The 23,928-nt window shown below is 70.9% G+C and carries 24 protein-coding genes; 10 read left to right on the top strand and 14 right to left on the bottom strand.

Annotation, left to right across the window (positions count from 1 at the left end; translation table 11 throughout):
- Positions 1–36 precede the first annotated feature (36 nt).
- The 5 genes from FHX80_RS20565 to FHX80_RS20545 all read right to left on the bottom strand — a co-directional run bounded on the left by FHX80_RS20565 (position 37) and on the right by FHX80_RS20545 (position 5,017).
- Entirely contained in the window at positions 37–972 is a 936-nt protein-coding gene (locus FHX80_RS20565; RefSeq protein WP_145765538.1) for an NAD(P)H-binding protein, read from the bottom strand.
- Positions 969–1,325: a DUF952 domain-containing protein gene (locus FHX80_RS20560; protein WP_145765537.1), complete on the bottom strand. Its 357-nt coding sequence runs from the start codon at positions 1,323–1,325 to the stop codon at positions 969–971. Before FHX80_RS20560 ends, FHX80_RS20565 begins: the two co-directional genes overlap by 4 nt.
- Before the next feature lie 9 nt (positions 1,326–1,334).
- Entirely contained in the window at positions 1,335–2,765 is a 1,431-nt protein-coding gene (locus tag FHX80_RS20555; protein ID WP_145765536.1) for a choice-of-anchor A family protein, read from the bottom strand.
- Between the two features lie 184 nt (positions 2,766–2,949).
- Entirely contained in the window at positions 2,950–3,951 is a 1,002-nt protein-coding gene (locus FHX80_RS20550) for an NAD-dependent epimerase/dehydratase family protein (RefSeq protein WP_145767405.1), read from the bottom strand.
- Between the two features lie 112 nt (positions 3,952–4,063).
- Complete coding sequence (locus FHX80_RS20545; protein WP_208764692.1) at positions 4,064–5,017, bottom strand: LysR family transcriptional regulator; 954 nt, start codon at positions 5,015–5,017, stop codon at positions 4,064–4,066.
- A 300-nt stretch (positions 5,018–5,317) separates the two neighbouring features.
- On the opposite strand from FHX80_RS20545, the gene snpA reads away from it, so the two are divergent.
- On the top strand, positions 5,318–5,989 hold the full coding sequence (snpA, locus tag FHX80_RS20540) for a snapalysin (protein WP_244318346.1): 672 nt from the start codon (positions 5,318–5,320) through the stop codon (positions 5,987–5,989).
- A 214-nt stretch (positions 5,990–6,203) separates the two neighbouring features.
- Here the strand turns inward: snpA and FHX80_RS20535 are convergent, their stop codons facing one another.
- The 5 genes from FHX80_RS20535 to FHX80_RS20515 form a co-directional block, all read right to left on the bottom strand.
- Positions 6,204–6,560 carry a GntR family transcriptional regulator gene (locus tag FHX80_RS20535; protein WP_145765535.1) on the bottom strand — a complete coding sequence of 119 codons (357 nt, stop codon included), beginning with the start codon at positions 6,558–6,560 and terminating at the stop codon, positions 6,204–6,206.
- Between the two features lie 2 nt (positions 6,561–6,562).
- Positions 6,563–7,546 carry a DUF1648 domain-containing protein gene (locus FHX80_RS20530; RefSeq protein ID WP_145765534.1) on the bottom strand — a complete coding sequence of 328 codons (984 nt, stop codon included), beginning with the start codon at positions 7,544–7,546 and terminating at the stop codon, positions 6,563–6,565.
- A gap of 241 nt (positions 7,547–7,787) precedes the next feature.
- Complete coding sequence (locus tag FHX80_RS20525) at positions 7,788–8,456, bottom strand: DUF6304 family protein (protein WP_145765533.1); 669 nt, start codon at positions 8,454–8,456, stop codon at positions 7,788–7,790.
- Between the two features lie 219 nt (positions 8,457–8,675).
- Positions 8,676–9,719, bottom strand: coding sequence for a family 2 encapsulin nanocompartment cargo protein polyprenyl transferase (locus FHX80_RS20520; protein ID WP_145765532.1), 1,044 nt, complete (start codon positions 9,717–9,719; stop codon positions 8,676–8,678).
- Positions 9,720–9,915: 196 nt separating this feature from the next.
- Positions 9,916–11,322 (bottom strand): family 2B encapsulin nanocompartment shell protein, encoded by a 1,407-nt coding sequence (locus FHX80_RS20515; RefSeq protein ID WP_145765531.1) that lies wholly within the window; start codon positions 11,320–11,322, stop codon positions 9,916–9,918.
- Positions 11,323–11,497: 175 nt separating this feature from the next.
- Between FHX80_RS20515 and FHX80_RS20510 the strand changes: the two genes are divergently transcribed.
- The 4 genes from FHX80_RS20510 (at position 11,498) to FHX80_RS20495 (ending at position 14,966) form a co-directional block, all read left to right on the top strand.
- Entirely contained in the window at positions 11,498–11,947 is a 450-nt protein-coding gene (locus FHX80_RS20510; protein ID WP_145765530.1) for an RrF2 family transcriptional regulator, read from the top strand.
- Positions 11,948–12,039: 92 nt separating this feature from the next.
- Positions 12,040–13,236 (top strand): globin domain-containing protein, encoded by a 1,197-nt coding sequence (locus FHX80_RS20505; RefSeq protein WP_145765529.1) that lies wholly within the window; start codon positions 12,040–12,042, stop codon positions 13,234–13,236.
- Between the two features lie 148 nt (positions 13,237–13,384).
- Positions 13,385–13,975, top strand: coding sequence for an N-acetylmuramoyl-L-alanine amidase (locus tag FHX80_RS20500; protein WP_145765528.1), 591 nt, complete (start codon positions 13,385–13,387; stop codon positions 13,973–13,975).
- Between the two features lie 40 nt (positions 13,976–14,015).
- Positions 14,016–14,966, top strand: a complete 951-nt coding sequence (locus FHX80_RS20495; protein ID WP_145765527.1) for a 1-aminocyclopropane-1-carboxylate deaminase/D-cysteine desulfhydrase — start codon at positions 14,016–14,018, stop codon at positions 14,964–14,966.
- Positions 14,967–15,023: 57 nt separating this feature from the next.
- On the opposite strand, the gene FHX80_RS20490 is transcribed toward FHX80_RS20495, so the two are convergent.
- Positions 15,024–16,625: a Na+/H+ antiporter gene (locus FHX80_RS20490; protein ID WP_145765526.1), complete on the bottom strand. Its 1,602-nt coding sequence runs from the start codon at positions 16,623–16,625 to the stop codon at positions 15,024–15,026.
- 35 nt (positions 16,626–16,660) lie between these two features.
- Between FHX80_RS20490 and FHX80_RS20485 the strand changes: the two genes are divergently transcribed.
- The 3 genes from FHX80_RS20485 (at position 16,661) to FHX80_RS20475 (ending at position 18,543) form a co-directional block, all read left to right on the top strand.
- Positions 16,661–16,921: a UBP-type zinc finger domain-containing protein gene (locus FHX80_RS20485; protein ID WP_145765525.1), complete on the top strand. Its 261-nt coding sequence runs from the start codon at positions 16,661–16,663 to the stop codon at positions 16,919–16,921.
- A gap of 231 nt (positions 16,922–17,152) precedes the next feature.
- Positions 17,153–17,566, top strand: a complete 414-nt coding sequence (locus FHX80_RS20480) for an ATP-binding protein (RefSeq protein ID WP_014048265.1) — start codon at positions 17,153–17,155, stop codon at positions 17,564–17,566.
- Between the two features lie 50 nt (positions 17,567–17,616).
- Complete coding sequence (locus FHX80_RS20475) at positions 17,617–18,543, top strand: RNA polymerase sigma factor SigF (RefSeq protein WP_375881480.1); 927 nt, start codon at positions 17,617–17,619, stop codon at positions 18,541–18,543.
- Between the two features lie 95 nt (positions 18,544–18,638).
- Here FHX80_RS20475 and FHX80_RS20470 read toward each other — a convergent pair whose 3' ends face one another.
- On the bottom strand, positions 18,639–19,028 hold the full coding sequence (locus FHX80_RS20470; RefSeq protein ID WP_145767401.1) for a hypothetical protein: 390 nt from the start codon (positions 19,026–19,028) through the stop codon (positions 18,639–18,641).
- Positions 19,029–19,263: 235 nt separating this feature from the next.
- Here FHX80_RS20470 and FHX80_RS20465 point away from each other — a divergent pair, with 235 nt between their 5' ends.
- On the top strand, positions 19,264–20,232 hold the full coding sequence (locus FHX80_RS20465; protein ID WP_145765524.1) for a diacylglycerol/lipid kinase family protein: 969 nt from the start codon (positions 19,264–19,266) through the stop codon (positions 20,230–20,232).
- A gap of 319 nt (positions 20,233–20,551) precedes the next feature.
- Complete coding sequence (locus tag FHX80_RS20460; protein WP_003953983.1) at positions 20,552–20,809, top strand: WhiB family transcriptional regulator; 258 nt, start codon at positions 20,552–20,554, stop codon at positions 20,807–20,809.
- Positions 20,810–20,984: 175 nt separating this feature from the next.
- Here FHX80_RS20460 and FHX80_RS20455 read toward each other — a convergent pair whose 3' ends face one another.
- Entirely contained in the window at positions 20,985–22,451 is a 1,467-nt protein-coding gene (locus tag FHX80_RS20455) for a sensor histidine kinase (RefSeq protein WP_145767400.1), read from the bottom strand.
- A gap of 363 nt (positions 22,452–22,814) precedes the next feature.
- Positions 22,815–23,885: an SIS domain-containing protein gene (locus FHX80_RS20450; RefSeq protein WP_145765523.1), complete on the bottom strand. Its 1,071-nt coding sequence runs from the start codon at positions 23,883–23,885 to the stop codon at positions 22,815–22,817.
- Positions 23,886–23,928: the final 43 nt, after the last annotated feature.

Below are 23,928 nucleotides of genomic sequence, written 5' to 3'. Positions count from 1 at the left end.
CCGCCGGGGCACCGACCCGGATGGCCTGTTCGTGCGTCAGTCCTCGGTGAGGAGGTGCCGGTAGCTGTTCGGGTGTTCCCTGAGGTACGTGGCCAGGTCCTTGGCCGGTCGGCCGGTGAGCCTCGGTACGGCGTCCGAGACGGCGGCCATCTCCCCCGCCGCGATGGCCTCGTACGACGTCACCCAGCCGGCCACCTCCCAGTCCTGCGCGCCGTACCTGGACCGTGAGGCGTAGGCCTCCTCCCGTGTCTCCGGTACGTAGGTGATGGTCCGTCCGGTGGCCCGGCTCAGTTCCTCGGCCGCTTCGGCGAGGGTGAACGCCTCGGGCCCTGTCAGGTCGTACGTCTCCCCGTCGTGCGCGGCGTCGGCCGCCGGATCGCCGGCGGGCAGCAGGACCGCGGTCGCGGCGTCGGCGATGTCCTCGTGGGACACCGCCGCCACCCTGCCGTCACCGGCCGGGCCGCGCAGCACGCCGTCGGTGCCGGTCATCGCCGGGAGGCCGGAGAGATACCAGCTGTCGCGCAGGAAGGTGTGGCGGACGCCGGAGACGCGGATGTGCGCCTCGGTGTCCCAGTGGTCCCGGGCGAACGTGAACGTCGCGTCGGGTGCGGCGCCGAGGAAGGAGACGTACACGATCCGTTCGACGCCCGCCGCCACCGCCGCGTCCACGGCGGTCATGTGCTCGCGCACCCGGTCCGGGCTCTCGTGCGCCGAGACGAGGAACAGGGTGTGCGCCCCGGCCAGTGCGCGGCGCATCGCCTCCCCGTCTCCGTAGGGAGCGGCCGGCGCGGTGTCGGCGCCGGGCAGTCGCGGCAGCCGGGACGGGTCGCGTCCCAGCAACCGGACAGGAACACCGGCCCGGGTCAGCCGCTTCGCGACCCGGCCGCCCAGCGCGCCGCTCGCGCCGGTGACCGCCGTGAGGGGGCCGCTCGTGAGGTCTTCGGAACCGTGCGTGTCGTCCGAGGGGGTCATGCGGGATCGCCTTCCTTGCGCTGCCAGGGGCGCACCTCCACGACCGCGTCGACCGGGACCGGTCCGTAGATGTGCGGGAATTCCTCGCCGCCGGGTGTGACCGACTCGTACCGCACGGGCGCGGGGAGCCGCTCGGTGTCGATGACGAGCACCAAGAGGTCCTGGTCACCGGCTCCGGCCCGGCTCCCGGCGCCGTACAGCATCTCGGCCACACCAGGGAGCTGGTGCGGTAGTGAGCAGTGGATGAAGCCCTCTTCGTGCAGGGTGCGGCCGCGGGTGGACATCTCGTACGTCCCGATCCCGCGGGCCGCCTCCCACAGTGGTCCTTCGGTGAGGTGCAGCAGTTCGGCCATGGGCCAAAACTAGCCGCGTCGACGCGTCCTCCGGGACACCAGCGTGGCCGCCGATCCGGCGATCAGCAGTGCTGCCGCGATCCCGCCGATCACCCATTCACCGCCGTGCGAACCCGTGTTCGGGAGTTCGCCGCCCGGGTTGGGCGGGTGCGGCCAGGTGTGGGTACGGGTCGGCTCCGGAGCGGGGACGGTGTCGGAGGGGGACGGGGCCGGGGACTCGCCGCTCGGCGAGGGGGACGGGCCCGGGGACGTGTCGCTCGGAGACGGGGAGGACGACGGCGACTCGTCCGTGGGCGACGGGGACGGCGACTCGTCCGTGGGCGACGGCGTGGGGGACGGTGACTCGTCCGTGGGCGACGGGGACGGGGAGGGCTCCTCGCCGCAGTCCGGCAACTCGCCGTTGAACGGGTAGGCGTGCAGTTCCTGGCCGCCCGACTCTCCTGCCGACGAGTGGGTCAGCGAACCAGCGGTGTAGAAGCGGCCGTTGATGCCGGACATCATCAGGGTGACCACACTGGACTGCTGCCCGATCAGCACACTGCCCTGGAACTGGCCGGAACCCTTCAGCCCGATCTCGGTGGCGTCCGGAAAGTTCCACATCAGGCGTTCACGCAGTCCCGACTGGGGCAACGATCCCATGTACGTACTGATGTTGCGGGCGCTTCCGTAGACGTTGACCAGCACGGTCGCACTGTCGGGAACGCCGTTGAAGACGACGCCCTGGTCGCCGCCCGCGCCCGTGGCCACATCGGCGTCCAGCGCGAAGACCTGGAGGGCGGAGCTGCCGTCGCCGGTGAAGACGGTCTCGGAGCCGTCGTTCCGCACCGTTCCGGTCGTCGGACGCCGGTGGTCCTCGTTGTCGTCGTACGCGTAGCAGTGGCTGGCCGCCGTCAGTTCGTCGCGCAGCGCGGTGTACGGAGCGGCGGCATCGGCATCGTGGACGGCGGTCGGGATCACCGTCCCGTTGAGGCCCTGGGCGTGGCGCACCACACCGTGGTTGGCGCCTTCCTCGGCGAGCAGCCGCTGACCGGTGGCGACGGTCAGATCGCCGCCCACCGTCAGGTAATCGGAGCCGTTGGGCGGCGGCACCCGTGATCCCACACCCGCGACGCCGACGTCGTAGATCTGCGAGACACCGTCCCGTTTACGCATGTCGAACCGGCCGAGAGTGACGATCTTCCCCTCGGCCTCCGCGGCGGCCTCCCTGACCAGGTAGTCGCCGCCGACATAGATGTTGATGTTGCTGTCATGGTGGGTAACGGGCCCGTTGTTCGGATCCTCCCAGACCGAGAGGCACTCGTCCCCGAGACACGGGCCGAGATCGCCCGGCAGCGAATCGGCGACCGCCGAGGGCGCGATGACCCCCACCATGGCCGCCGCTGCCGCCACCGTCACCGCCGCGCGGTGAGATTTACCGATTCTGCGCGCTTTTGTTCCCATACAGCGCAATATGCAGCTTTATTACGTGTTCATCGGCTATGCCACGCCGGGCAGTCGGCCTCTTCCGTCTCGCGGACGGCCGGACCCACCTCGGCCGACGGCCCAGACGCGGGCACGGGCGTGGGCACGGACGTGGGTGCGGTCGGCGGACCGGACGAGGGTCCCCCGTCAGCCCGTCAGCCCGTCAGCCCGTCAGCAGCTTTGCCTCGGTCTGCGGATCGAGGCCCACCTGGGGCCGGTCGGGCCGCTGCGGTGCGCTGCCGCCCAGTTCGCACAACCACTTCCACGTGTCGGCGACCGTCTCCTGCACCGGCCGACAGCTCAGCCCCGTGGCGTGCGCCCGGCTGACATCGCCCTGGTGCAGGCTGTCGTACAGCTCCCCCGGCGGCAGCCAGACCGGCAGGTCCGACCAGGGCTCGACGCCCGCCGCGAGAATCGCCGCGGTGTCGGTCCAGCGCAGCTCCGCATCGGAGCCGGTGACACGCACGCAGGCGTCGAGCAGCTCCCCCATCGTGGTGTGCCCCGGACGGCTGACCAGGTTGTACGGTCCGTGCAGTCCGCTCCCGGCGGCGTCCAACAGCCACCCGGCGAGGTCGCGGGCATCGATGTACTGGAGGGGCAGATCAGGAGTCCCGGGGGCAAGCACGGGCCCGCCGCGGGCGATCCGCGTCAGCCACCACGGCAGCCGGCCGATGTTCTCCCGGGGGCCGATGATCAGTCCCGCGCGGGCGAGCAACGCCCGGTCGCCGAAGGCGTCCAGCACGGCCAGTTCGCCACCACGTTTGGCCAGGGCGTACGAGACGTCGCCACCGGCATCCGGTGAGGCACCGTCCACCAGCGGCCCGTCCTCAGGCAGACCGGCCGGGGCCGGGTACGCGTAGACGGAACGGCTGGAGACGTACGTGTACCGCCTGGCACGGCTCGACAGCAGCCGGGCCGCGTCCCGTACGACCGAGGGAGCGCCGCTCCAGGTGTCGACGACCAGGTCCCAGACGTACGTGCCGTCCCCCGGACCCCCGGCGGCTTCGAGCGCGGCCAGACCGCCCTCCGCGATGCGGTCGCCGATCAGTTCGGCCGCGCCGGGCGGCGGCCCGTGGTGGCCGCGGTGGAACACCGTGACCTCCCAGCCGCGCGCGAGGGCGTCCTCGGTGACGGCCCGTCCGACGAATTCCGTACCACCCAGCATCAGAAGCCTCATGGCACCGACTCTGCCTCCCCGCACCCCGATCCGGAACCCGCCTCGCTCCGGGCTGAACCGGTCGAACCCGGTCCGCGCTCGGGCCGGGTCCGGTCCGCACTCAGGAGTAACGGGCGAGCGGGCTCCGGTTGCGCAGCAGCCACTGGTGGTATCCGTCCGCCCGCCGGGCCGCCTCCCGGTAGGCGGCCTCCAACTCCTTGTACACCGAGGCCATGTCGGCGCCCGGCCGGGAGACCAGCAGCAGGCGCACGGCGAGCGGGTCGTCGCGCAGCGGGCGGATCGCCATGTCGTCGCGCGGGCCCGAGGTCGGCTGGCACGGGGCGACTGCCTCGCCGAGGACGACGAGGGAGGCGGCGGTGAGATAGTCGCCGTGCAGCACGGTCGGCGCGACACCGGCCGCCCCGAACACCCGGCGCAGGCCGTCCCATTCGCCGTCCACCGTGGGGTCGACCATCCACCGGTCGGCGGCCAGGTCCGTCAGGTCGACGACGGGCAGGGCGGCGGCCGGATGGTCGCGGGCCATCGAGACGAACTGCGGTTCGCGGTCCACGAGAACCCGCTGCACCAGCCCGTCCGGCACGTACAGCGGGCACCCCTCCACCTCGTGCACGAAGGCGACATCGAGCCGGCCAGCCTCCACCGCACGCAGCAGCGCGTGGGCCGACACGTCGACCCGGAGCGAGATGTCCGTACCCGGCAGCCGGATCCGCAGCCTGCGCAGCCAGCCACCGATGACCCGGCTGGCGGTGCAGCCGATCCGCAGCCGGGGCCCACCGGCGCGGGCCGCCTCCGCCTCCGCCTTCGCATCGGTGACCAGGGCCCGCATGCCGTCCACGAGCGGACGGGCCCGGCTGAGGACGGCGTGGCCGAGCAGGGTGGGGCGGCAGCCGGTGCGTTCGCGGCTGAACAGCTCGGCGCCGAGGGAGTTCTCGATCCGGCGCAGCTGAGTGGTGAGCGAGGGCTGGCTCACGCCCAGTCTGCGGGCCGCCCGGTGCAGGCTGCCGGTGTCGGCGATGGCGCACAGCGCCCTGAGGTGCCTCACCTCAAGCTCCATACCGCCGAGAGTAGGGCGGCGGGACCGTGCCGCACCAGACGCCCCAACCCCATCAAACACCGCTAATCCAGCGGTTGGTGGAATGCCGGACACCGCTTGTTCCCTCTCGCGTCACCCCGTTCTCGCCCAGGGGTGATCGAAAGGTGCTCGCGGGGTGCTCGCGGGGTGATAACGCGGCGCTATCGGCTGTTGGCATCATCCGCTGCGGCTCCGCTTCACCGAAACTCTCTCCGTACCGCCCCCGTCCGAGTCCGATCATCGGACGGGTTCCTCGGACAGGTAACTGGTAGGAGACCCCCCATGAATCACCCCAGGACCGTCATGTCGGCCGTGATCGGCCTCGGCTTCGGCCTCGCCGCCGCGCTGGGCACCGCCCCCGCGCTCGCCACTGCCGCCCCGGCACCTGCTTCGTCGGCCTCGGCCCCCCACGCCGCGTACACCGCCCGCTCCGGATCGCACGAGAACGCCTCCGCCAACAAGGCGTTCTTCGATGCGGTCGCGAAGTCGGTGGCCGAGAAGCGCGCCGCACGCCCGGGCGTCCAGTCGGTCACCATCGTCTACAGCGCCGCCAACGCACCCACCTTCCGCACTCAGATAGCCAACAGCGCGCAGATCTGGAACAGCTCGGTCTCCAACGTCCGTCTCCAGGAGGGGTCCAAAGCCGACTTCACCTACTACGAGGGCAATGACTCGAGAGGCTCGTACGCCAGCACCGACATGCACGGCAACGGCTACATCTTCCTCGACTACGCGCAGAACCGGCAGTACAACTCGACCCGGGTCACGGCCCACGAGACCGGTCACGTGCTCGGCCTGCCGGACCACTACTCGGGACCGTGCAGCGAGCTGATGTCGGGCGGCGGCCCCGGCACGTCCTGCACCAACCCCTATCCGAACACCAATGAGCGCAACCGGGTGAACTCCCTGTGGCAGAACGGCTTCGCGGCCGCGCTCGCCCGCAGCGGTTCCTGACCCACCAGCCCAAAGGGGCCACCTCGCAGGACGGGGTGGCCCTTAGCGGCGCGGACACCGCCCCGGCGGTTGTCCGCGGACGCGTGCACCGCGCCGGTGACCGTTCCCGGACGCGTGCACCGTGCCGGTGACTGTTCGCGAACGCATGCACCGCGCCGGCGGTTGTCCGCAGACGTGCACCGCGCCGGCGGCTGTTCGCGGCCGGCAGCCTGTGTCAGCTGTTGAGTTCGGTGCGGACGAGGGCCAGCAACTCGTCCTCCGTCATCCCGAGTTCACGGGCGTCGCCGACCATCTCGCGTACCCGCTCCAGCAGCCTGGCGCGGTGCGGGGAGGCGCCGACGGCGACCACCGCGCCGCGTCCCCGGCGCAGTTCGATCAGCCCTTCCTCGCGCAGTCGCTGGTAGCCGCGCAGCGCCGTGTGCACATTGACGCCCAGCGATTCGGCGAGGACCCGGGCGGCGGGCAGCCTCTCCCCGGGGTCCACCGTCCCCTCGGCGACGGCACGGCGCACACAGGCCGCGATCTGGTCGCCGAGCGGCACGGTGGAGGTGGGGTCGACCCTGAAGAGCATGGTCAGTGTTCCGTTCGACGCTGGTCGACCAGGGTGTTGAGGAGCGCGGCAGCGGTCGCCGAGTCGTCGACGGTCACCGCGAAGTCCCGTCCGCCGGACAACCGTGCCACGATCCCCTCACCGGAACGGATCATGACTCCGGTGCGCCCGGGGCGGATCCGGTAGCCCCAGCCCCCGTACTCGGCAAGGACATTGATCCTACGGCTGCTCGCCGCCTCGATCCGGTCGAGCGGGACCCGTATGCGCGGCCACGGCAGCACCCCGGAGACCGTGATGCCGCGCCGGTCCACGGTGACGCAGGGACGGGCGAAGCTCGCCACGAGCACGCCGACGAGGAGAGCCGGAACCGCCGCGGCCCAGCCCGTGGTGAACAGCAGGACGACCCCGGCTCCGAGCACGGCGAGCGCGGCCGGCGGCAGCCACCGGTTGCCGGCGCTGCGCGCCCACCCCGCGACCTCCCCGTCGGCCAGCGCGATCCGTTCGCCGTCACCGGCCGACCCGTCGGCGGCGGGCCCCTCCGGTACGGGAACCAGGGCGGCGAGCAGCAGACCGAGCCCGAACGCGAGCACGGCGACCCCCAGGGCCACGACGATGTGCCACATCGGGAACGAGACGTCCTGCGCGCGGCCCTGCGCGTCCTCCGCGGCATCCACGTTGACGAGCAGGACGACCGCCATCAGGTAGCCGAGGAACCCGGCGAGGGCATAGCCACTGGCGACGAGCTTCCGGTACGCGGGGCCGGTGAACTTGCCCCCGACCGCCATCAGGGTCCACAGGACGCCGGTCCCGATGAGCAGGACCGTGGTGATCGCGATGTACGAGCCCTGGCCCGCGTGGTCGTCCGCTCGGCCGTTGCCCACGAAGTGGCTGGCCAGCTGCGCGGGCAGCCGGTCACGGCGGGTGGCGAAAAGGATGAGGTCGGCGGCGAGCGCGAGCAGGAACGGCAGAACTGCAAGGGCCACGCGGCCGACATTCTCTCGATTCATCAAAACCTCCATTGTTCGCATGCTAGTAGAACAATGGAGCCAGGGCAATGACACGGCAATGGCAGGGCAATGCCGAACCCGCCTGACGGTGGCGCTCTGTCAGGCGGGTTCGGGTGGCCGGCCGGTGCGGTGCAGGTTGTTGGCCGGTGCGGTGTGGGTGGTTGGTCAATACGGGAGGTACGGGAGGTACGGGAGGTACGGGAGGCCGACGGTTCAAGCAGCCAAGCGGGTGGGCAAGCGGTCAGGCCAGTTCGAGCGGGAACGCGCCGCGGTGGCCGGTGCCCGCACCCGCCGCCGGCCGGGGCTCGAACTCCGGGCAGCTCCAGGTCTCCTGGACGAAACCGCTGCGCCGGTCCCAGAGATCGAGGACATCGCCCTCGCCGTCCGCCCCCCGGTAGGCATCCTTGGCACCCCGGAAGCAGGCGAGGCCACCGGACAGACCACGGCCCGGCGCCGGGAAGTAGTCCGAGAAGGCGCAGGCTATACAGGTCTGGAGCCGGATCCCGGGCGGAAGGACCCGCTGGATGGTGGCGAGCGCGGCCCCGAAGTCACTCTCGGCCCGATGGGACCGGAAGGCCGCTCCGCCGAACCGCAGCTCCAGGTAGAGGTACGGGTCCGGCCTGCGCAGGGACAGCAGGCAACTGAGCGTCGCCTGCTGGGCCGTCCCGTCCGCGGTGACCGGGAACGGCAGGTCCCATTCCAGGACGCAGTCGTTGAGCACACCGTCCGCCAGGGCGAACGTATCGCCCTCGGCCGGCATGCCCGCGGCCGGGCGAAGACCGTCGAAGCTTTCGCCCTCGAAGTCGACGCCCCGGATACGGAGGCGGAGTTGCTGTCCGTCGGTGGTGAGGATGACGGCATCGGATCCCTGCCGGTCCCGGTACCACCCTGCCCACGACTCATCTGTCATGGGCACGGACTGTAGCTCGTGCCTCCGACACTCCCCCTGCCGCCCTCCACTTCCTCGCACGGGCCCTGTGACCTCGGCCGATCATCAACCCGCCCGCCGCACCCACTCACCCGCTCACTCGACTCACCGCGTGGACCACACGCTCACCCACCTGCCCACCGGTCCGCCCGCCCGGCCCGGCCCGCCACCGGGGTCCGCCCCTCGCCTCCGCCCCTTCGCTCAGTGCGCCCGGCGGGTGACGAACTCCGCCAGGGCCAGGAGGTCGCCCGCCGCGGACAGATCGGGCACGGCGCGGGACAGATGGTGCACGGCACGCGCCATCCGGTCCGCGGCACAGACCTGCGCCCAGTCGCGGCCGCCGGCCCGGTCGACGGCATCCGCCGCGCGGCTCACCTCGCCGGCCGTGTTCATGGCGCCCCGGTAGAGCGTGGCAAGCTCCGCGGCGGCCGGGGTGCCGGACGTGAGCGCGGCGACCACGGGCAACGACTTCTTGTGGGCGGCGAGATCGGCCCCGACCGGCTTCCCCGTCTGGGCCGGGTCCCCCCAGATGCCGATCAGGTCATCGATGAGCTGGAACGCCAGCCCCGCCTCCCGGCCGAAACCGTCCATCGCCCCGACGGCTTGCTCGTCCACGCCCGCGTAGAGCGCACCCAGCGCGCAGGCGCAGCCGAGCAGAGCGCCCGTTTTGGCCGTGGCCATGGCAAGGCACTCGTCCAACGAGACCTCGTCCGGGCCGCGTTCCTCGAAGGCGCAGTCGGCCTGCTGGCCCGCGCACAGCTCGATGACACAGGTCGAGAGCCGGGCCGACGCGCGCGGCGACACCGCTCGGGCGTCCTCGGCGAGAAGCCGCTGGGCGAGGGCCAGCATGGCGTCGCCCGCGATGACCGCGTCCGGGATGCCGAAGACCGCCCAGGCCGTGGCGCGGTGACGACGGGTCCGGTCCTCATCGATGACGTCGTCGTGCAGCAGGGTGAAGTTGTGGGCCAGCTCCACCGCGACGGCTGCCCTCACGGCGTCCCGGGGGTCGCCTCCGAGTGCCCGGGTGGCGGCCAGGACGAGCGCGGGCCTGATCGCCTTGCCCGCACCGCCCGCGGCCGGGCTGCCGTCGGCGTGCTGCCAGCCGAAGTGGTACATGGCGACGCGCCGGATCGAACCGGGCAGTGAGGCGACCGCGGCCCGCAGGTGGGGGTCGACGAGGGATCGGGTGTGCTCCAGGAGCGCCGCGGCCTCGTTGCCCTCGGTCGCGGCATCGGTATGGGTCATGGTCAATCGGTCACCCCGGTCGTTGCCGTCCCGGCCCGGTCGCTGTCGCCACGGGGCCGGGGACGTGGGTGGTTGCTGTGGGTACTGCGGACCGTGGCCGAGGGGCCCGGACCGCGGGGCGGGCCCCGGCGGTCGGAGCCCCCGGGCGCGGGGCGGGTGGTGAAGGTCCCGCCTGCCCCGCGGCGCCGGGCCGGACCTAACGCCAGCGGCTGACCTCGACGTTTTCCAGGACGCCGAGGGCGTCCGGTACCAGCACGGCCGCCGAGTAGTAGGCGGTCACGAGGTAGGAGATGATCGCCTGCTCGTCGATCCCCATGAAGCGGACCGACAGGCTGGGCTCGATCTCGTCGGGGATGCCGGTCTGCTGGAGTCCGACGACGCCCTGTTCGGCCTCACCGGTCCTCATGCAGATGATCGATGTGGTGCGGGCGTCGGTGACCGGGATCTTGTTGGACGGGAAGATCGGAACCCCGCGCCAGGCCGGCATACGGTGTCCGCCGACATCCACGCTCTCCGGGACCAGACCGCGCTTGCTGCACTCCCGGCCGAAGGCGGCGATGGCCCGCGGGTGGGCCAGGAAGAGTTTCGATCCGCGGCGGCGCGAGAGCAGTTCGTCCATGTCGTCGGGGCTGGGCACCCCGTCGTGCGGCTGGATCCGCTGGCCGTAGTCGCAGTTGTTGAGCAGGCCGAACTCGCGGTTGTTGATCAGCTCGTGCTCCTGGCGCTCACGCAGCGCCTCGACCGTGAGCCGCAACTGCTGCTCGGTCTGGTTCATCGGCTGGTTGTAGAGGTCGGCGACCCGGCTGTGGACCTTCAGCACGGTCTGCGCGACGCTCAGTTCGTACTCGCGCGGCGCGGAGTCGTAGTCGACGTACGTGTGCGGGACGACGGCCTCGCCGACATGGCCCGCGGACAGGTCGATCGCCGCCTCGCCGTACTTGTTGGTGCGCTGCTGCGGGATCGCCAGCAGTCCGGCGAGATGCTCACGCAGCGAGTCGGACCGCTCGGCGAGGTTGAGCACATCCGCCCGCTGCAGCGTCAGTACGGTGCAGTCGGTGACGGCGCGGGCCGTGTACTCCCAGAGGGCGTCGCCCTCGATGAGCGAGTGGTCACCGAAGTAGGCCCCGTCGGCATGCACCCCGAGCACCGTCTCGTCCCCGTAGGGGCCGGTGCCGATCTTCTCGACCCTTCCGTGCGCCAGCAGGAAGACCCGGTCCGCCGCCTCACCGGCCGTGGCCAGGAGCTGTCCGGCGGGAATGTCACGCTGCTCGCACCTCCGGGCCAGCTCGGCGAGCGCCTCCGCGTCCCCGAAGTCCCTCAGGGCCGGGAGTTCGCCGAGCTCGGCGGGGATGACCGCTACCCGGTCCCCGGTCTGCACGAAGGTCACCCGGCCGTCGCCGACCGAGTAGCTCAGCCTGCGGTTCACCCGGTATGTGCCGCCCTGCACCTGGACCCACGGGAGCATCTTCAGCAGCCACCGCGAGGTGATCTCCTGCATCTGCGGAGCGGACTTGGTGGTCGTCGCGAGGTTCCGCGCGGCTGCCGTGCCAAGACTCTGCTGCGGCGACACCTGCACGTTCTGAACCTCTTCACCAACGGACATCTGACGTCCTCTCGATCATCGGCTGACCTGCAGAAGAAGCCTTCCAGCGCGGGGCCCGACGCGCCATTACACAAAAGAGTGTGACTAATAGGGCTTTGGGCTGGGCACAACGCTGCGCGATGCCCATGGACCAGTTAACTTGCATCTTGAATGCCAATTATCTACGGTGACGGTCATGCGGCTGACGAGATTCACCGACGTGGCGCTGCGCGTGCTGATGCGCCTCGCCGTCGTGGAGAACGAGGATCCGCCGACCACCCGCGAGGTGGCGGCGACCATAAAAGTGCCGTACTCCCACGCGGCGAAGGTCGTGGCCCGGCTCCAGCACCTCGGCCTGGTCGAGGCCCGACGGGGCCGCGGCGGCGGACTCGCCGTCACCGCGCGCGGCCGGTCCGCCTCGATCGGCGGGCTCGTCCGCGAGCTGGAGGGCCCCGGCGACGTCGTCGACTGCGAGGGCACCACCCCGTGCCCACTGCGGTCGGCGTGCCGGCTGCGCGGAGCGCTGCGCGAGGCGGCGGAAGCCTTCTACGCCACGCTCGACCCGATCACCGTCACCGAACTCACCGCCTCCCCCACCGGTCCGCTCCTGATCAGCATCAGCAGCGGACGGCCACCCGGCCGCTGAACCACCACGGCCTTCCACTCCACCCCCACGCCGCACTTCACCGCGCTCTAAAATACGCATCTGATATGCCAATTCAAACCCGAGGAGTCACGATGCTCTCCGAGCCGTCGACCGCCACTGTCCGCGCCACCCTCCCCGCCGTCGGCGCGGCCATCGGAGACATCGCGGATCTCTTCTACCGCAAGCTGTTCGACGCCCACCCCGAGCTGCTGCGCGACCTCTTCAACCGCGGCAACCAGGCCTCCGGCGCCCAGCGCCAGGCGCTCGCCGGCTCCATCGCCGCGTTCGCCACCCAGCTGGTCGAACACCCGGACACCCGCCCCGACGTCATGCTCGGCCGCATCGCGCACAAGCACGCCTCGCTCGGTATCACCGCCGCCCAGTACGACGTCGTGCACACCCACCTGTTCGCCGCCATCGCCGAGGTGCTCGGCGACGCCGTGACCCCGGAGGTCGCCGCCGCCTGGGACGAGGTCTACTGGCTGATGGCCAACGCCCTGATCGCCATCGAGGAGCGGCTGTACGCGCAGCAGGGCGTGCTCGCCGGTGATGTCTGGCGCGACTGGGAGGTGGTTTCCCGGGCAACGGAGACCGCGGACGTCGTCACCTTCCAGCTCCGCCCCGCCGACGGCGCGCCCGCCCCCGGCTTCCACCCCGGCCAGTACGTCTCGGTACAGATCGAACTCCCGGACGGCGCACGCCAGATCCGCCAGTACAGCCTCTCCTCGGCCCCCGGCTCCCCGCTCCGCTCGATCACCGTCAAGCGGGTGCACGGCGACGGCTCCCCCGACGGTGAGGTCTCGCGGCAGCTGCACGACCGGGTCCGGGCGGGCGACCGGCTCCGGGTCTCGGCCCCGTACGGCGACCTCGTGCTGAAGTCCCCCGATGCCCCGCTCCTGCTCGCCTCCGCGGGCATCGGATGCACCCCGATGCTCTCGATGCTGGAGCACCTCGCGAGCGACGGTCACCGCGCCCCGGTCACCGTCGTGCACGGCGACCGCTCCCCCGACGACCACGCCATGCGCACCGACCACGCCCTGCTCACCGGCAAACTCCCCGACGCCACGGCACACTTCTGGTACGAGAACCCCGAGCCGGGCCACCCCGCGAACCGCACGGGCCTGGTCGACCTGACGGGTGTGGTCATCCCGTCCGGAACCCACGCCTACCTCTGCGGCCCGCTGCCCTTCATGCGGTCCGTGCGCACCCAGCTGCTCGCCAAGGGCGTCCCGTCGGCCGACATCCACTACGAGGTGTTCGGCCCCGACCTGTGGCTCGCCACGGCCTGAATCGGGCCCGGTGCTCGCGGAATTGGCCGGATCGGCTCGCACACCGCCCGAACAGGGCCCGTAAACAGCCCATTGGCGGCCCGGGGCCTCGTTTGTCGGGTACAAGCGCTGTACGGACATACTCCCCACGCGCAACAAGGAGTCGGCCATGTCCTCACCCATGTCCGCGAGCACCTTCCTCGCCGCCCTGAAGAACGAGGGGCTCACCGTCGTCCAGGTCGGCGACTGGCGTACCCACAACCGCAGCCACAAGGGCTCCTGGGGCCCGGTCAACGGCGTGATGATCCACCACACCGCCACCAAGGGGACCGACGCCACCGTCCGGATCTGCCGCGACGGCCGCACCGGCCTGCCGGGGCCGCTGTGCCACGGCGTCATCACCAAGGACGGCCGGGTCCATCTGGTCGGCCACGGCCGGACCAATCACGCCGGTCTCGGCGACGGCGACGTCCTGCGCGCCGTCATCGCCGAGAAAGGCCTCCCGCCGGACAACGAGGCCGACACCGATGGAAACCAGTACTTCTACGGCTTCGAGTGCGAGAACCTCGGCGACGGCGAGGACCCCTGGCCCGACGTCCAGCTCGAAGCCATCGCGAAGGCCGCGGCCGCGGTCTGCCGCCACCACGGCTGGACCTCCAGATCGGTCATCGGTCACCTGGAGTGGCAACCGGGCAAGGTCGACCCGCGCGGCTTCACCATGGCCTCCATGCGGGCACGGATCCACGACTGTCTGAAGTAGCCGGCGAGGTGGCCCGCCCGGGACGTGTCCACAATGGGGCATGCCCGCCACACCCTCCGATCCGCCCGGCCTCTCCCGGCTGCGGCCGGCGCTCCCCTCGCCCCTGCAGCCGGCCGCGGACGACCGCTTCGAACGTCACGGCGTACGGCTGCTGCTCAAGCGCGACGATCTGATCCACCAGGATCTGCCCGGCAACAAGTGGCGCAAGCTCGCCCCCAACCTGCTCGCCGCCGCCGGCCGTCCCGTGCTGACGTTCGGCGGGGCGTACTCCAACCACCTGCGGGCCACGGCCGCCGCGGGCCGGCTGCTGGGCTTCCGTACGGTCGGCGTCGTCCGCGGCGACGAGCTGGCGCACCGCCCGCTCAACCCCTCGCTCGCGCAGTGCGCCGCCGACGGCATGCGGCTGCACTTCGTGGACCGCCGGACGTACCGCGCCAAGGCCGATCCACAGGTCCTGGCCGGGCTGCTGAGCGCCCACGGGGAGTGCGAGGTCATCCCGGAGGGCGGCAGCAACGCGATGGCCGCACAGGGCTGCACAGAGCTCGGGCGCGAGCTGCTCGGCCGGGTCGACGTGGCCGCGGTGGCCTGCGGCACCGGCGGCACCCTCGCAGGCCTCGCCGCCGGCCTCGCACCGGGACAGCGCGCCCTCGGCATCCCGGTCCTGCGCGGCGGCTTCCTGGGGGACGCGGTACGGGACCTCCAGCGGGAGGCGTTCGGCGGACCGGCCGGCACCTGGTCCCTGGACGAGCGCTTCCACTTCGGCGGGTACGCCCGCACCACTCCCGGGCTGCACGCCTTCGCGGACGACTTCGAGGACCGGCACGGGCTGCCGATCGAGCGGCTCTATGTGGCCAAATTGCTGTACGCGCTCACGGAGCTGGCCGGGCAAGGCGCGTTCCCCGCCGGCACGACGGTCGCCGCCGTGATCACCGGCCGCCCGGACCCCACCGAGCCGCCCGGCGCCCCGCAGAAACCGCCCGGCGGCCACTGACCGGGCGGCCGCGCCCTGGCACGCACGCTTCACGGTCCGAGGTCACCCGGCAGCCCCTCAGCCGTCCGCCTCCTCCCGGTAGGCCGCCGCCTCCTCCAGGTCGAGGCGCCTGAGCAGGGTCCGCAGCATCTCGTCGTCGATGGCCCGCTCGTCCCGCAGCCGTACGAAGACCTCGCGCTCGGCCGCGATCATCTCGCCGGCCAGCCGCCGGTAGGTGTCGTCCGCCGACTCCCCCGTCACCGGATTCGACGCCCCCAGCCGCTCCCAGACGGCGTTGCGGCGCCGCTCCAGGACGGTGCGCAGCCGGTCGACGAGCGGCTGGGGCAGCTGGTTGCGCTCGTCGGTGAGCAGCTCCTCCAGCCGCGCCTCCGCGGCCGCGGAGGCCTCGCTCTGCGCCTGTGCCTCGGCGAGCGTCTCGGTCTGCAGGTCGCGCCCGGGAAGCCTCAGTACACGCACCAGGAGCGGCAGCGTGAGCCCCTGCACGACCAGGGTGCCGATGACCGTGGTGAACGTCAGGAAGAGCACCAGGTTGCGGGCCGGGAAGTGCGCGCCGCCGGCCGTGAGCGTCGGGATGGAGAAGGCGATGGCGAGCGAGACGACGCCGCGCATCCCGGCCCAGCCGACGATCAGCGGCGCGGTCCAGTCGGTCTCGGGTTCCCGGTCCCTGATCCGTTTCGACATCCACCGGGGCAGGTAGGTCGCAGGATAGACCCAGACGAACCGGACCACGACGACCGCCAGGAACACCGCCACCGCGTACCAGACGGTGTCCACGACGGCGTACGCACCGAGCCCCCTCAGTACGAAGGGCAGCTGGAGGCCGATCAGGGCGAAGACCGCGGACTCCAGGACGAAGGCGACCATCTTCCAGACGGCTGCCTCCTGGAGCCTGGTCGCGAAGTCCACCTGCCAGGCCCGGTGGCCCAGATAGAGCGCGACGACGACCACCGCGAGCACCCCCGAGGCGTGCACGCGTTCGGCCGCCGCGTACGCCACGAAGGGGATCAGGAGCGACAGGGTGTTCTGGAGCAGCGCCTCCTTCAGGTGCGTACGGAGCCAGTGCAGCGGCACCATGAGCACCAGGCCGACCCCGACACCGCCGACCGCCGCGAGGAAGAACTCGCCGATGCCGGCGCCCCAGCTCATCCCCTCGCCGACGGCCGCGGCCAGCGCCACCTTGTACGCGGTGATCGCGGTGGCGTCGTTCACCAGGGACTCGCCCTGGAGGATCGTCGTGACCCGGGCCGGCAGGCCGACCCTGCGGGCGATGGCCGCGGCCGTGACCGCGTCCGGCGGGGCGATCACGGCGCCCAGCACCAGTGCCGCGGTGAGCGGCAGATCGGGCACCAGCCGGTACGCCAGCCAGCCGACCGCGAAGGTCGCGAACAGCACATAGCCGACGGAGAGCAGCGCGACGGGGCGGAGATTGGCCCGCAGGTCCAGGTAGGAGCTGTCGACGGCGGCCGTGTAGAGCAGCGGTGGCAGCAGGAGCGGCAGGACGATGTGCGCGCTCAGCGTGTACGTCGGCACCCCCGGCACATACGAGCCGATCAGCCCCATGGCCACCAGCAACAGTGGGGCGGGCACCGGCGTACGGCGGGCCAGCCCCGCCATCGCCGCACTGGCCGCGACCAGTGCCACCAGCGGCAATGCGTACATCTCACGGTCCTCGCATCCGTCGTAACCTGGCAATCATGAGTGAGTGCTCGCACGTATCAGACCTGCCGCGCCCTGAGCCCGTGCCCCTCAGCGAGACCTGTCTCGAATGCCGGGCAGCGGGCACCCAACCCGTACAGCTGCGACTCTGCCTGGCCTGCGGCCATATCGGCTGCTGTGATTCGTCACCCCTGCAGCACGCCACCACGCACTTCGAGGACACCGGTCACCCAGTGATGCGAAGTTTCGAACCCGGCGAAAGCTGGCGCTGGTGCTTCGAGGACGGTTCGATCGTCTGACGTCTGGGTACGTCAAACCGGCGCCTGTTGTTCGTAATTGACCGTCACAGACCCCTAGCCACTGTGTGTGCCCATGTGCTTACCATGAGTGACAGTCATGGGACGGGGTCTTGGCGACACGGCATCATGGATCGCGATAGCGTCGCCGGACCAAGAACCGAAGACGTACCACATGGCTCCGGGCACTCTTCCCGGATCCTCGAATGAGTTTGTGCCACCTTGGAGGTGAGGGTGTCCCAGATCGCAGGCGAGCCCGGGAATCAGGACTTCGTAGAGGTCCGGCTGCCCGCTGCGGGTGCCTACCTGTCGGTGCTGCGTACGGCCACGGCCGGTCTCGCAGCGCGCTTGGACTTCACTCTCGACGAGATCGAGGATCTTCGCATCGCGGTCGACGAGGCCTGCGCGATCCTGCTTCAGCAGGCCGTGCCCGGCTCCGTCCTCAGCTGCGTCTTCCGTCTCATCGACGATTCTCTCGAGGTGACGGTTTCGGCCCCCACCACGGACGGGCGGGCCCCGGAGCGCGACACCTTCGCCTGGACGGTGCTCTCCGCACTGGCAGGAAAGGTCGACTCCACGGTCGCCGATGACCGGACGGTCAGCATCAGCCTGTACAAACAGCGCGGCGCGGGACCCGGGCCGGCGTGAGCAACGGGAACGGGGACGGTCCTGTGCGGGACGAGACGATCCGACCAGGGGTGGTGCACTCAGCAGGCATCCCGGAGCAGCAGGCCCTGACTCATCCGGTGGACGGGGCGGACCTTCCCCGTGCGGTGGACGGGGCGGACGGGCCCGCCGGCCGTACGGTCGTGGTGGAGCAGTCGCAGGCGGAGCGGGCAGGCCAGATGAGCGAGCACGTGCACCACGATCCACACGACCGCAGCGGGGCGCGGGCGTTGTTCATCGAGCTGGGCAAGCTTCCCGACGGCTCGGCCGCGAAGGCCGAACTGCGCAATCGGCTGGTGCGGATGCATCTGCCGCTCGTGGAGCACCTGGCCCGGCGCTTCCGCAACCGGGGCGAGCCGCTGGACGATCTGACCCAGGTCGCCACGATCGGCCTGATCAAGTCGGTGGACCGGTTCGATCCGGAGCGGGGCGTCGAGTTCTCGACGTACGCGACGCCCACCGTCGTCGGTGAGATCAAGCGCCATTTCCGTGACAAGGGCTGGGCGGTGCGGGTGCCGCGCCGCCTCCAGGAGCTGCGGCTCTCGCTGACCACGGCGACCGCGGAGCTCTCCCAGCAGCACGGCCGTTCGCCCACGGTGCACGAGCTGGCGGAGCGGCTCGGCATCTCCGAGGAAGAGGTCCTCGAGGGCCTGGAATCGGCCAATGCCTACAGCACGCTCTCACTGGACGTGCCGGACACGGACGACGAGTCCCCCGCGGTCGCGGACACGCTCGGTTCCGAGGACGAGGCGCTGGAGGGGGTCGAGTACCGGGAGTCGCTCAAGCCGCTGCTGGAGGACCTGCCGCCGCGGGAGAAGCGGATCCTGTTGCTGCGGTTCTTCGGCAACATGACCCAGTCGCAGATCGCGCAGGAGGTCGGCATCTCGCAGATGCATGTCTCGCGACTGCTGGCCCGCACCCTGGCGCAGCTGCGCGAGCGGCTGCTCGTCGAGGAGTAGCCGGACGGTGCGCGGCCCGGGAGACCGGTGTCCGCGCCCCCCGCGGCCATCCGCCCCGGGCCTGCGAAGCGCGCCCGCGCTGCCTCGCGCAGCTGTCAGGCGTCGGGGTCGGTGTCGGGCGCCGTGCCCGGCCGGCGGATGCCGAGGGCCTCGATCGTCGCCGGCCTTGCCAGCTGGTACAGCGCGGTCAGCGACCCCGCCGCGAGGACGATCCCGGCCGGGATCAACACGCCGTGGGACCGCAGCAGCGTCCACGCCACCGGCAGCGCGACGATCTGGGTGATGAGGGCCGGGCCGCGGCTCCAGCTGCGCCGCAGCAGCAGTCCGCGGGCGGCGAACAGCGGGATCAGCCCGAGGGCGATCAGCGTCAGACCGCCCATTTCGGCCTGTTGCGGGCTGTCGGGGCGACCCAGCAGCCCCATGACCAGCATGTAGATCCCGCCGATGACGAGGGTCGCGCCTTCGAGGGCGTTGAGTCCGGCCACGAGCGTGAGCCTGGCCGGCTTCGGCGGTTCGGCCAGCGGCATCGACGAGGGCGCGTTCTGCTGAGTACTCACCCTTGCAGGTTGGCATCCCGGGCCCGCGAAAGCGAAGCCGGGGTCGCGACACCACCGGAACGTGGCGGCTCCGGTCGCCCCACCGCGCCCGGATCGTCACCGTGCGTGAAGGTCACCGGGCGGGACTACAGACCGATACCCCGCGGTAGGTAGTCTGGCGGTCATGCGCGCACTTCTTGTGGTCAATCCAGCTGCTACCACCACCAGTGCGCGTACCCGTGACGTGCTCATTCATGCACTGGCCAGCGAGATGAAGCTGGAGGCCGTGACCACCGAGTACCGCGGGCACGCCCGCGATCTGGGGCGTCAGGCCGCCGACAGCGACGACATCGATCTCGTGGTGGCACTCGGCGGCGACGGCACGGTCAACGAGGTCGTGAACGGCCTGCTGCACAACGGCCCCGACATAGACAACCTGCCGAAGCTCGCCGTGGTTCCCGGTGGCTCCACCAATGTCTTCGCACGCGCGCTCGGTCTGCCCAACGACGCGGTGGAGGCGACCGGCGCCATTCTGGACGCGCTGGCCAATCACACGGAGCGCACCGTCGGCCTCGGCCTGGCGGCCGGTACACCCGGCACCGAGGACGAATCGGTTCCGGAACGCTGGTTCACCTTCTGCGCCGGCCTCGGATTCGACGCCGGTGTCATCGGCCGGGTCGAACAACGGCGCGAACAGGGCAAGCGGTCGACCCATGCGCTGTACGTCCGACAGGTGCTCCGCCAATTCGTCGAGGAACCGCACCGGCGGAACGGAATGATCACACTCGAGGTCCCCGGCCAGGACCCGGTCACCGATCTCGCGCTCTCCATAATCTGCAATACGGCACCCTGGACCTACCTGGGGAACCGCCCGATATACGCCTCCCCGAAGGCCTCGTTCGACACCGCCCTGGACGTCCTCGGCCTGCGACGACTGTCGACGGCGGCGGTCACCCGCTACGCCACCCAGCTGCTCACTTCGAGTCCCGAAAAGGGCCCGCACGGCAAGCACGCGGTTTCACGGCATGACCTCACGGACTTCACCTTGCATTCAAAGGCTCCACTGCCCTTCCAGATGGACGGCGACCACCTGGGACTGCGTACGAGTGTGACGTTCACAGGCGTACGCCGTGCACTGCGTGTGATTGTGTGAGTGGAAGGGACCAAAGTCCTTTAACTCGAACGTTTGGACTGGCTTCCACCCTCTAGAAGTACGGCTGTGACCTAGTCGACACCGAGGAATCAAAAAAAAGTTTCCAGAAGGGGTTGTATCCGTCGCCGAGGTTTGCGAATCTCTACATGGCGATCGGGACGGCCCGCAACAACGGCCTCCACTGAGAGCCAGAACCCCTCCTCACTTCACAGGACCACATCCAGTTCATCTGGGCGTCGGACCTACACCTGCGGGGGGATTCGTGAAAGCGTTCACATTCACAAGCCACAGTACGTAATACCAAGGAGAGGTAGCAGCCATGGACTGGCGTCACAACGCCGTTTGTCGTGAGGAAGACCCGGAGCTGTTCTTCCCCATCGGCAACACCGGTCCTGCGCTGCTGCAGATCGAGGAAGCCAAGGCCGTCTGCCGTCGCTGCCCCGTCATGGAGCAGTGCCTGCAGTGGGCGCTCGAGTCCGGCCAGGACTCCGGCGTCTGGGGTGGCCTCAGCGAGGACGAGCGCCGCGCAATGAAGCGCCGCGCCGCTCGCAACCGGGCGCGCAACGCCAGCGCCTGACCGACGCCACCGCTACGAACCTCAGCCAGGCGGCGCGTACGGAGTGTACGCATCACCCCGCCCCCCGAGTCGCAGCGCGCAGTACCCCCGAAACGCACGCTTGACCAGGAAGCCCGGATCGTGACCAACGGTCCGGGCTTCCTGCTGTGCGTGTGTCCGGCAGCGGGGCCGGATGCTACTTGTCGGCGCGGACCGGGATGTCGAGGATGACCTGGGTGCCGCTCTCGGGTCCCGGCACCATGCCGAACGTCCCGCTCAACTCGCCCTCCACCAGCGTCCGCACGATCTGGAGCCCCAGGTTGCCGGCCCGCTGCGGGTCGAACCCCTCGGGCAGGCCGCACCCGTCGTCCTGAACGGTGATCAGCAGCCGGCCCTCGGTGGGCGAACCGCCCCGCACCACGGAGACCTCGACCGTGCCGGACTCGGCGACTCCGAATGCGTGCTCCAGCGCGTTCTGCAGCACTTCGGTGAGGACCATCGCCAGCGGGGTGGCCACTTCGGCGTCGAGGATGCCGAAGCGTCCCGAGCGGCGGCAGGTCACCTTTCCGGGCGAGATCTCGGCGACCATGGCGATGACCCGGTCGGCGATCTCGTCGAACTCCACCCGCTCGTCCAGATTCTGAGACAGCGTCTCATGCACGATGGCGATCGAGCCGACGCGCCGCACCGCCTCGTTGAGCGCCTCACGGCCCTGCTCGGAGTCCATCCGGCGGGCCTGCAGCCGCAACAGGGCGGCCACCGTCTGGAGGTTGTTCTTCACCCGGTGGTGGATCTCCCGGATGGTGGCGTCCTTGGTGATCAACTCGCGCTCGCGGCGCCGCAGTTCCGTGACGTCACGGAGCAGGACCAGGGAGCCGATCCGGACCCCCTTGGGCTTGAGCGGGATCGCCCGGAGCTGGATCACACCGCCCGCGCACTCGACCTCGAACTCACGGGGCGCGTAACCGCTGGCCATTTTGACCAGCGCCTCGTCCACCGGCCCGCGGGAGGGCGCGAGTTCGGCGGTGATCCCGCCGAGGTGCTGCCCGACCAGGTCGGAGGCGAGTCCGAGACGGTGGTACGCGGAGAGGCCGTTGGGGCTGGCGTACTGGACGACGCCGTCGGCGTCGAGCCGGACCAGCCCGTCACCGACCCGCGGCGAGGCGTCCATGTCGACCTGCTGACCGGGGAACGGAAAGGACCCGGCGGCGATCATCTGGGCCAGGTCGGAGGCCGACTGGAGGTAGGTCAGCTCCAGCCGGGACGGGGTGCGGACCGTGAGGAGGTTGGTGTTGCGGGCGATGACACCCAGCACGCGGCCCTCCCGGCGCACGGGGATCGACTCGACCCGTACGGGGACCTCCTCGCGCCACTCCGGGTCGCCCTCGCGCACGATCCGGCCCTCGTCCAGCGCCGCGTCCAGCAGCGGCCGGCGGCCGCGCGGCACCAGATGGCCGACCATGTCGTCCTGGTACGAGGTGGGGCCGGTGTTGGGCCGCATCTGGGCGACGGACACATAGCGGGTGCCGTCGCGGGTGGGGACCCAGAGCACCAGGTCGGCGAAGGAGAGGTCGGAGAGCAGTTGCCACTCCGAGACCAGCAGGTGGAGCCACTCGAGGTCGGTGTCACTCAGGGCTGTGTGCTGGCGGACGAGGTCGTTCATGGAGGGCACGCGTGCGAGCGTACCTGTGGATGTGCACAGGTACCGAACCGGACGGCCCGGCCGTACGTGCCGGGAGAAGGGCCGGAAATCACCGCGCCCCATGGATGGACAGGGATGAATGGTCTAGTCCACAATGCTCAAGACGGAACCTCCGCTCTCCCCGCACAGGAGAGCGGAACGAGGTACCCGCGCTCTCTGCCCTGACTGCGCCGGTACCTCTCCCAGGCCGGGGGCACCGCACACCGCCGGCCGAACCGGCCGCCCCCTGGGCGGCCTTGCTCCGGGCTGCGGTGCTGGTCGGGCTGAGGGTCCCGGCCCGGCGCCGCGGCCCGCGGGTGTCTTCCGGGCCGTCCGGCCGCCCGGTCAGTGCGTTTCGGTGACCTTCGCGAGCGCGCGCGGCGCGTCCGGGTCCTGGCCGCGGGCGATCGTCACCTCGTACGCCAGCATCTGCAGCGGCAGGATCTCCAGGATCGGCTGGACCTCCTCGGCGACCCCGGCAGTCGGCAGTACGAAGCCCGCGGACGCCGCTGCCACCTGGGCCTTCGGGCCGACCACGAAGAGGTCGGCGCCACGTCCGCGCAGCCGGTCGAGCACCGGCTGGAGGGCCTCGCCGCCCCGGCCGTCGGTGACCACGGCGATCACCGGGGAGATGTTGTCGACCATGGCGAGCGGGCCGTGCAGCAGATCGGCGCCGGAGTAGGACAGAGCGGGGATGTAGCTCGTCTCCATCAGCTTCAGGGCGGCCTCCTTGGCCGTGGGGTAGCCGTAGCCGCGCGAGGTGATGACCATGCGCTCGGCAAAGCGGTAGCGCGACGCCAGGGCCTTGACCTCGTCCCCGCGGGCCAGGATCGCCTCGGCGAGCTCAGGAAGGATCGCGGCCGCCGCACCGTCGCCGCCGCGCAGGCCCACCACGAACAGGTACAGGGACAGCAACGAGGCGGTGTACGTCTTGGTGGCCGGCAGGGCCTTCTCCGGACCCGCCAGGACGTCGATGTGGTACTCGGAGACCGCGACGAGCGGCGAGTCGGGGTTGTTGGTCACGGCCAGCGTCACCGCACCGGCCTCGCGCGCGGCCTTGGCGGACGCCACCAGGTCGGGCGAGCCGCCGGACTGGCTGACGGTGACGACCAGGACGTCCTTCAGATCCGGTTTCGCGCCGTAGGCGGTGGTGGTGGACATCGAGGCCAGGCCGCAGGGCAGCCCGAGCGTGATCTCGATCAGGTACTTCGCGTAGAGCGCGGCGTTGTCCGAGGTGCCGCGGGCGGTGAGCAGGACGAAGCGCGGCCGCCTCGCCGCGATCTCGGCGGCCACCGCCCGGATGGCGGGGATCCCCTGGTCGAGGATGCGCCGGAGCACCGCGGGCTGCTCCGCCATCTCGCCGGACATGATCCGGCCGGGCAGCTCGCCCTCGCCTGCCGGGTACGGGGCGGACATGTCTGGTGCCTCCCGGAGGTGTGCCGATGCGTCGGCCAAGTCG

Origin of the sequence: Streptomyces brevispora, assembly GCF_007829885.1 — a bacterium.
Classification (GTDB): domain Bacteria; phylum Actinomycetota; class Actinomycetes; order Streptomycetales; family Streptomycetaceae; genus Streptomyces; species Streptomyces brevispora.
This window is presented reverse-complemented; position numbering and strand designations above follow the sequence as displayed.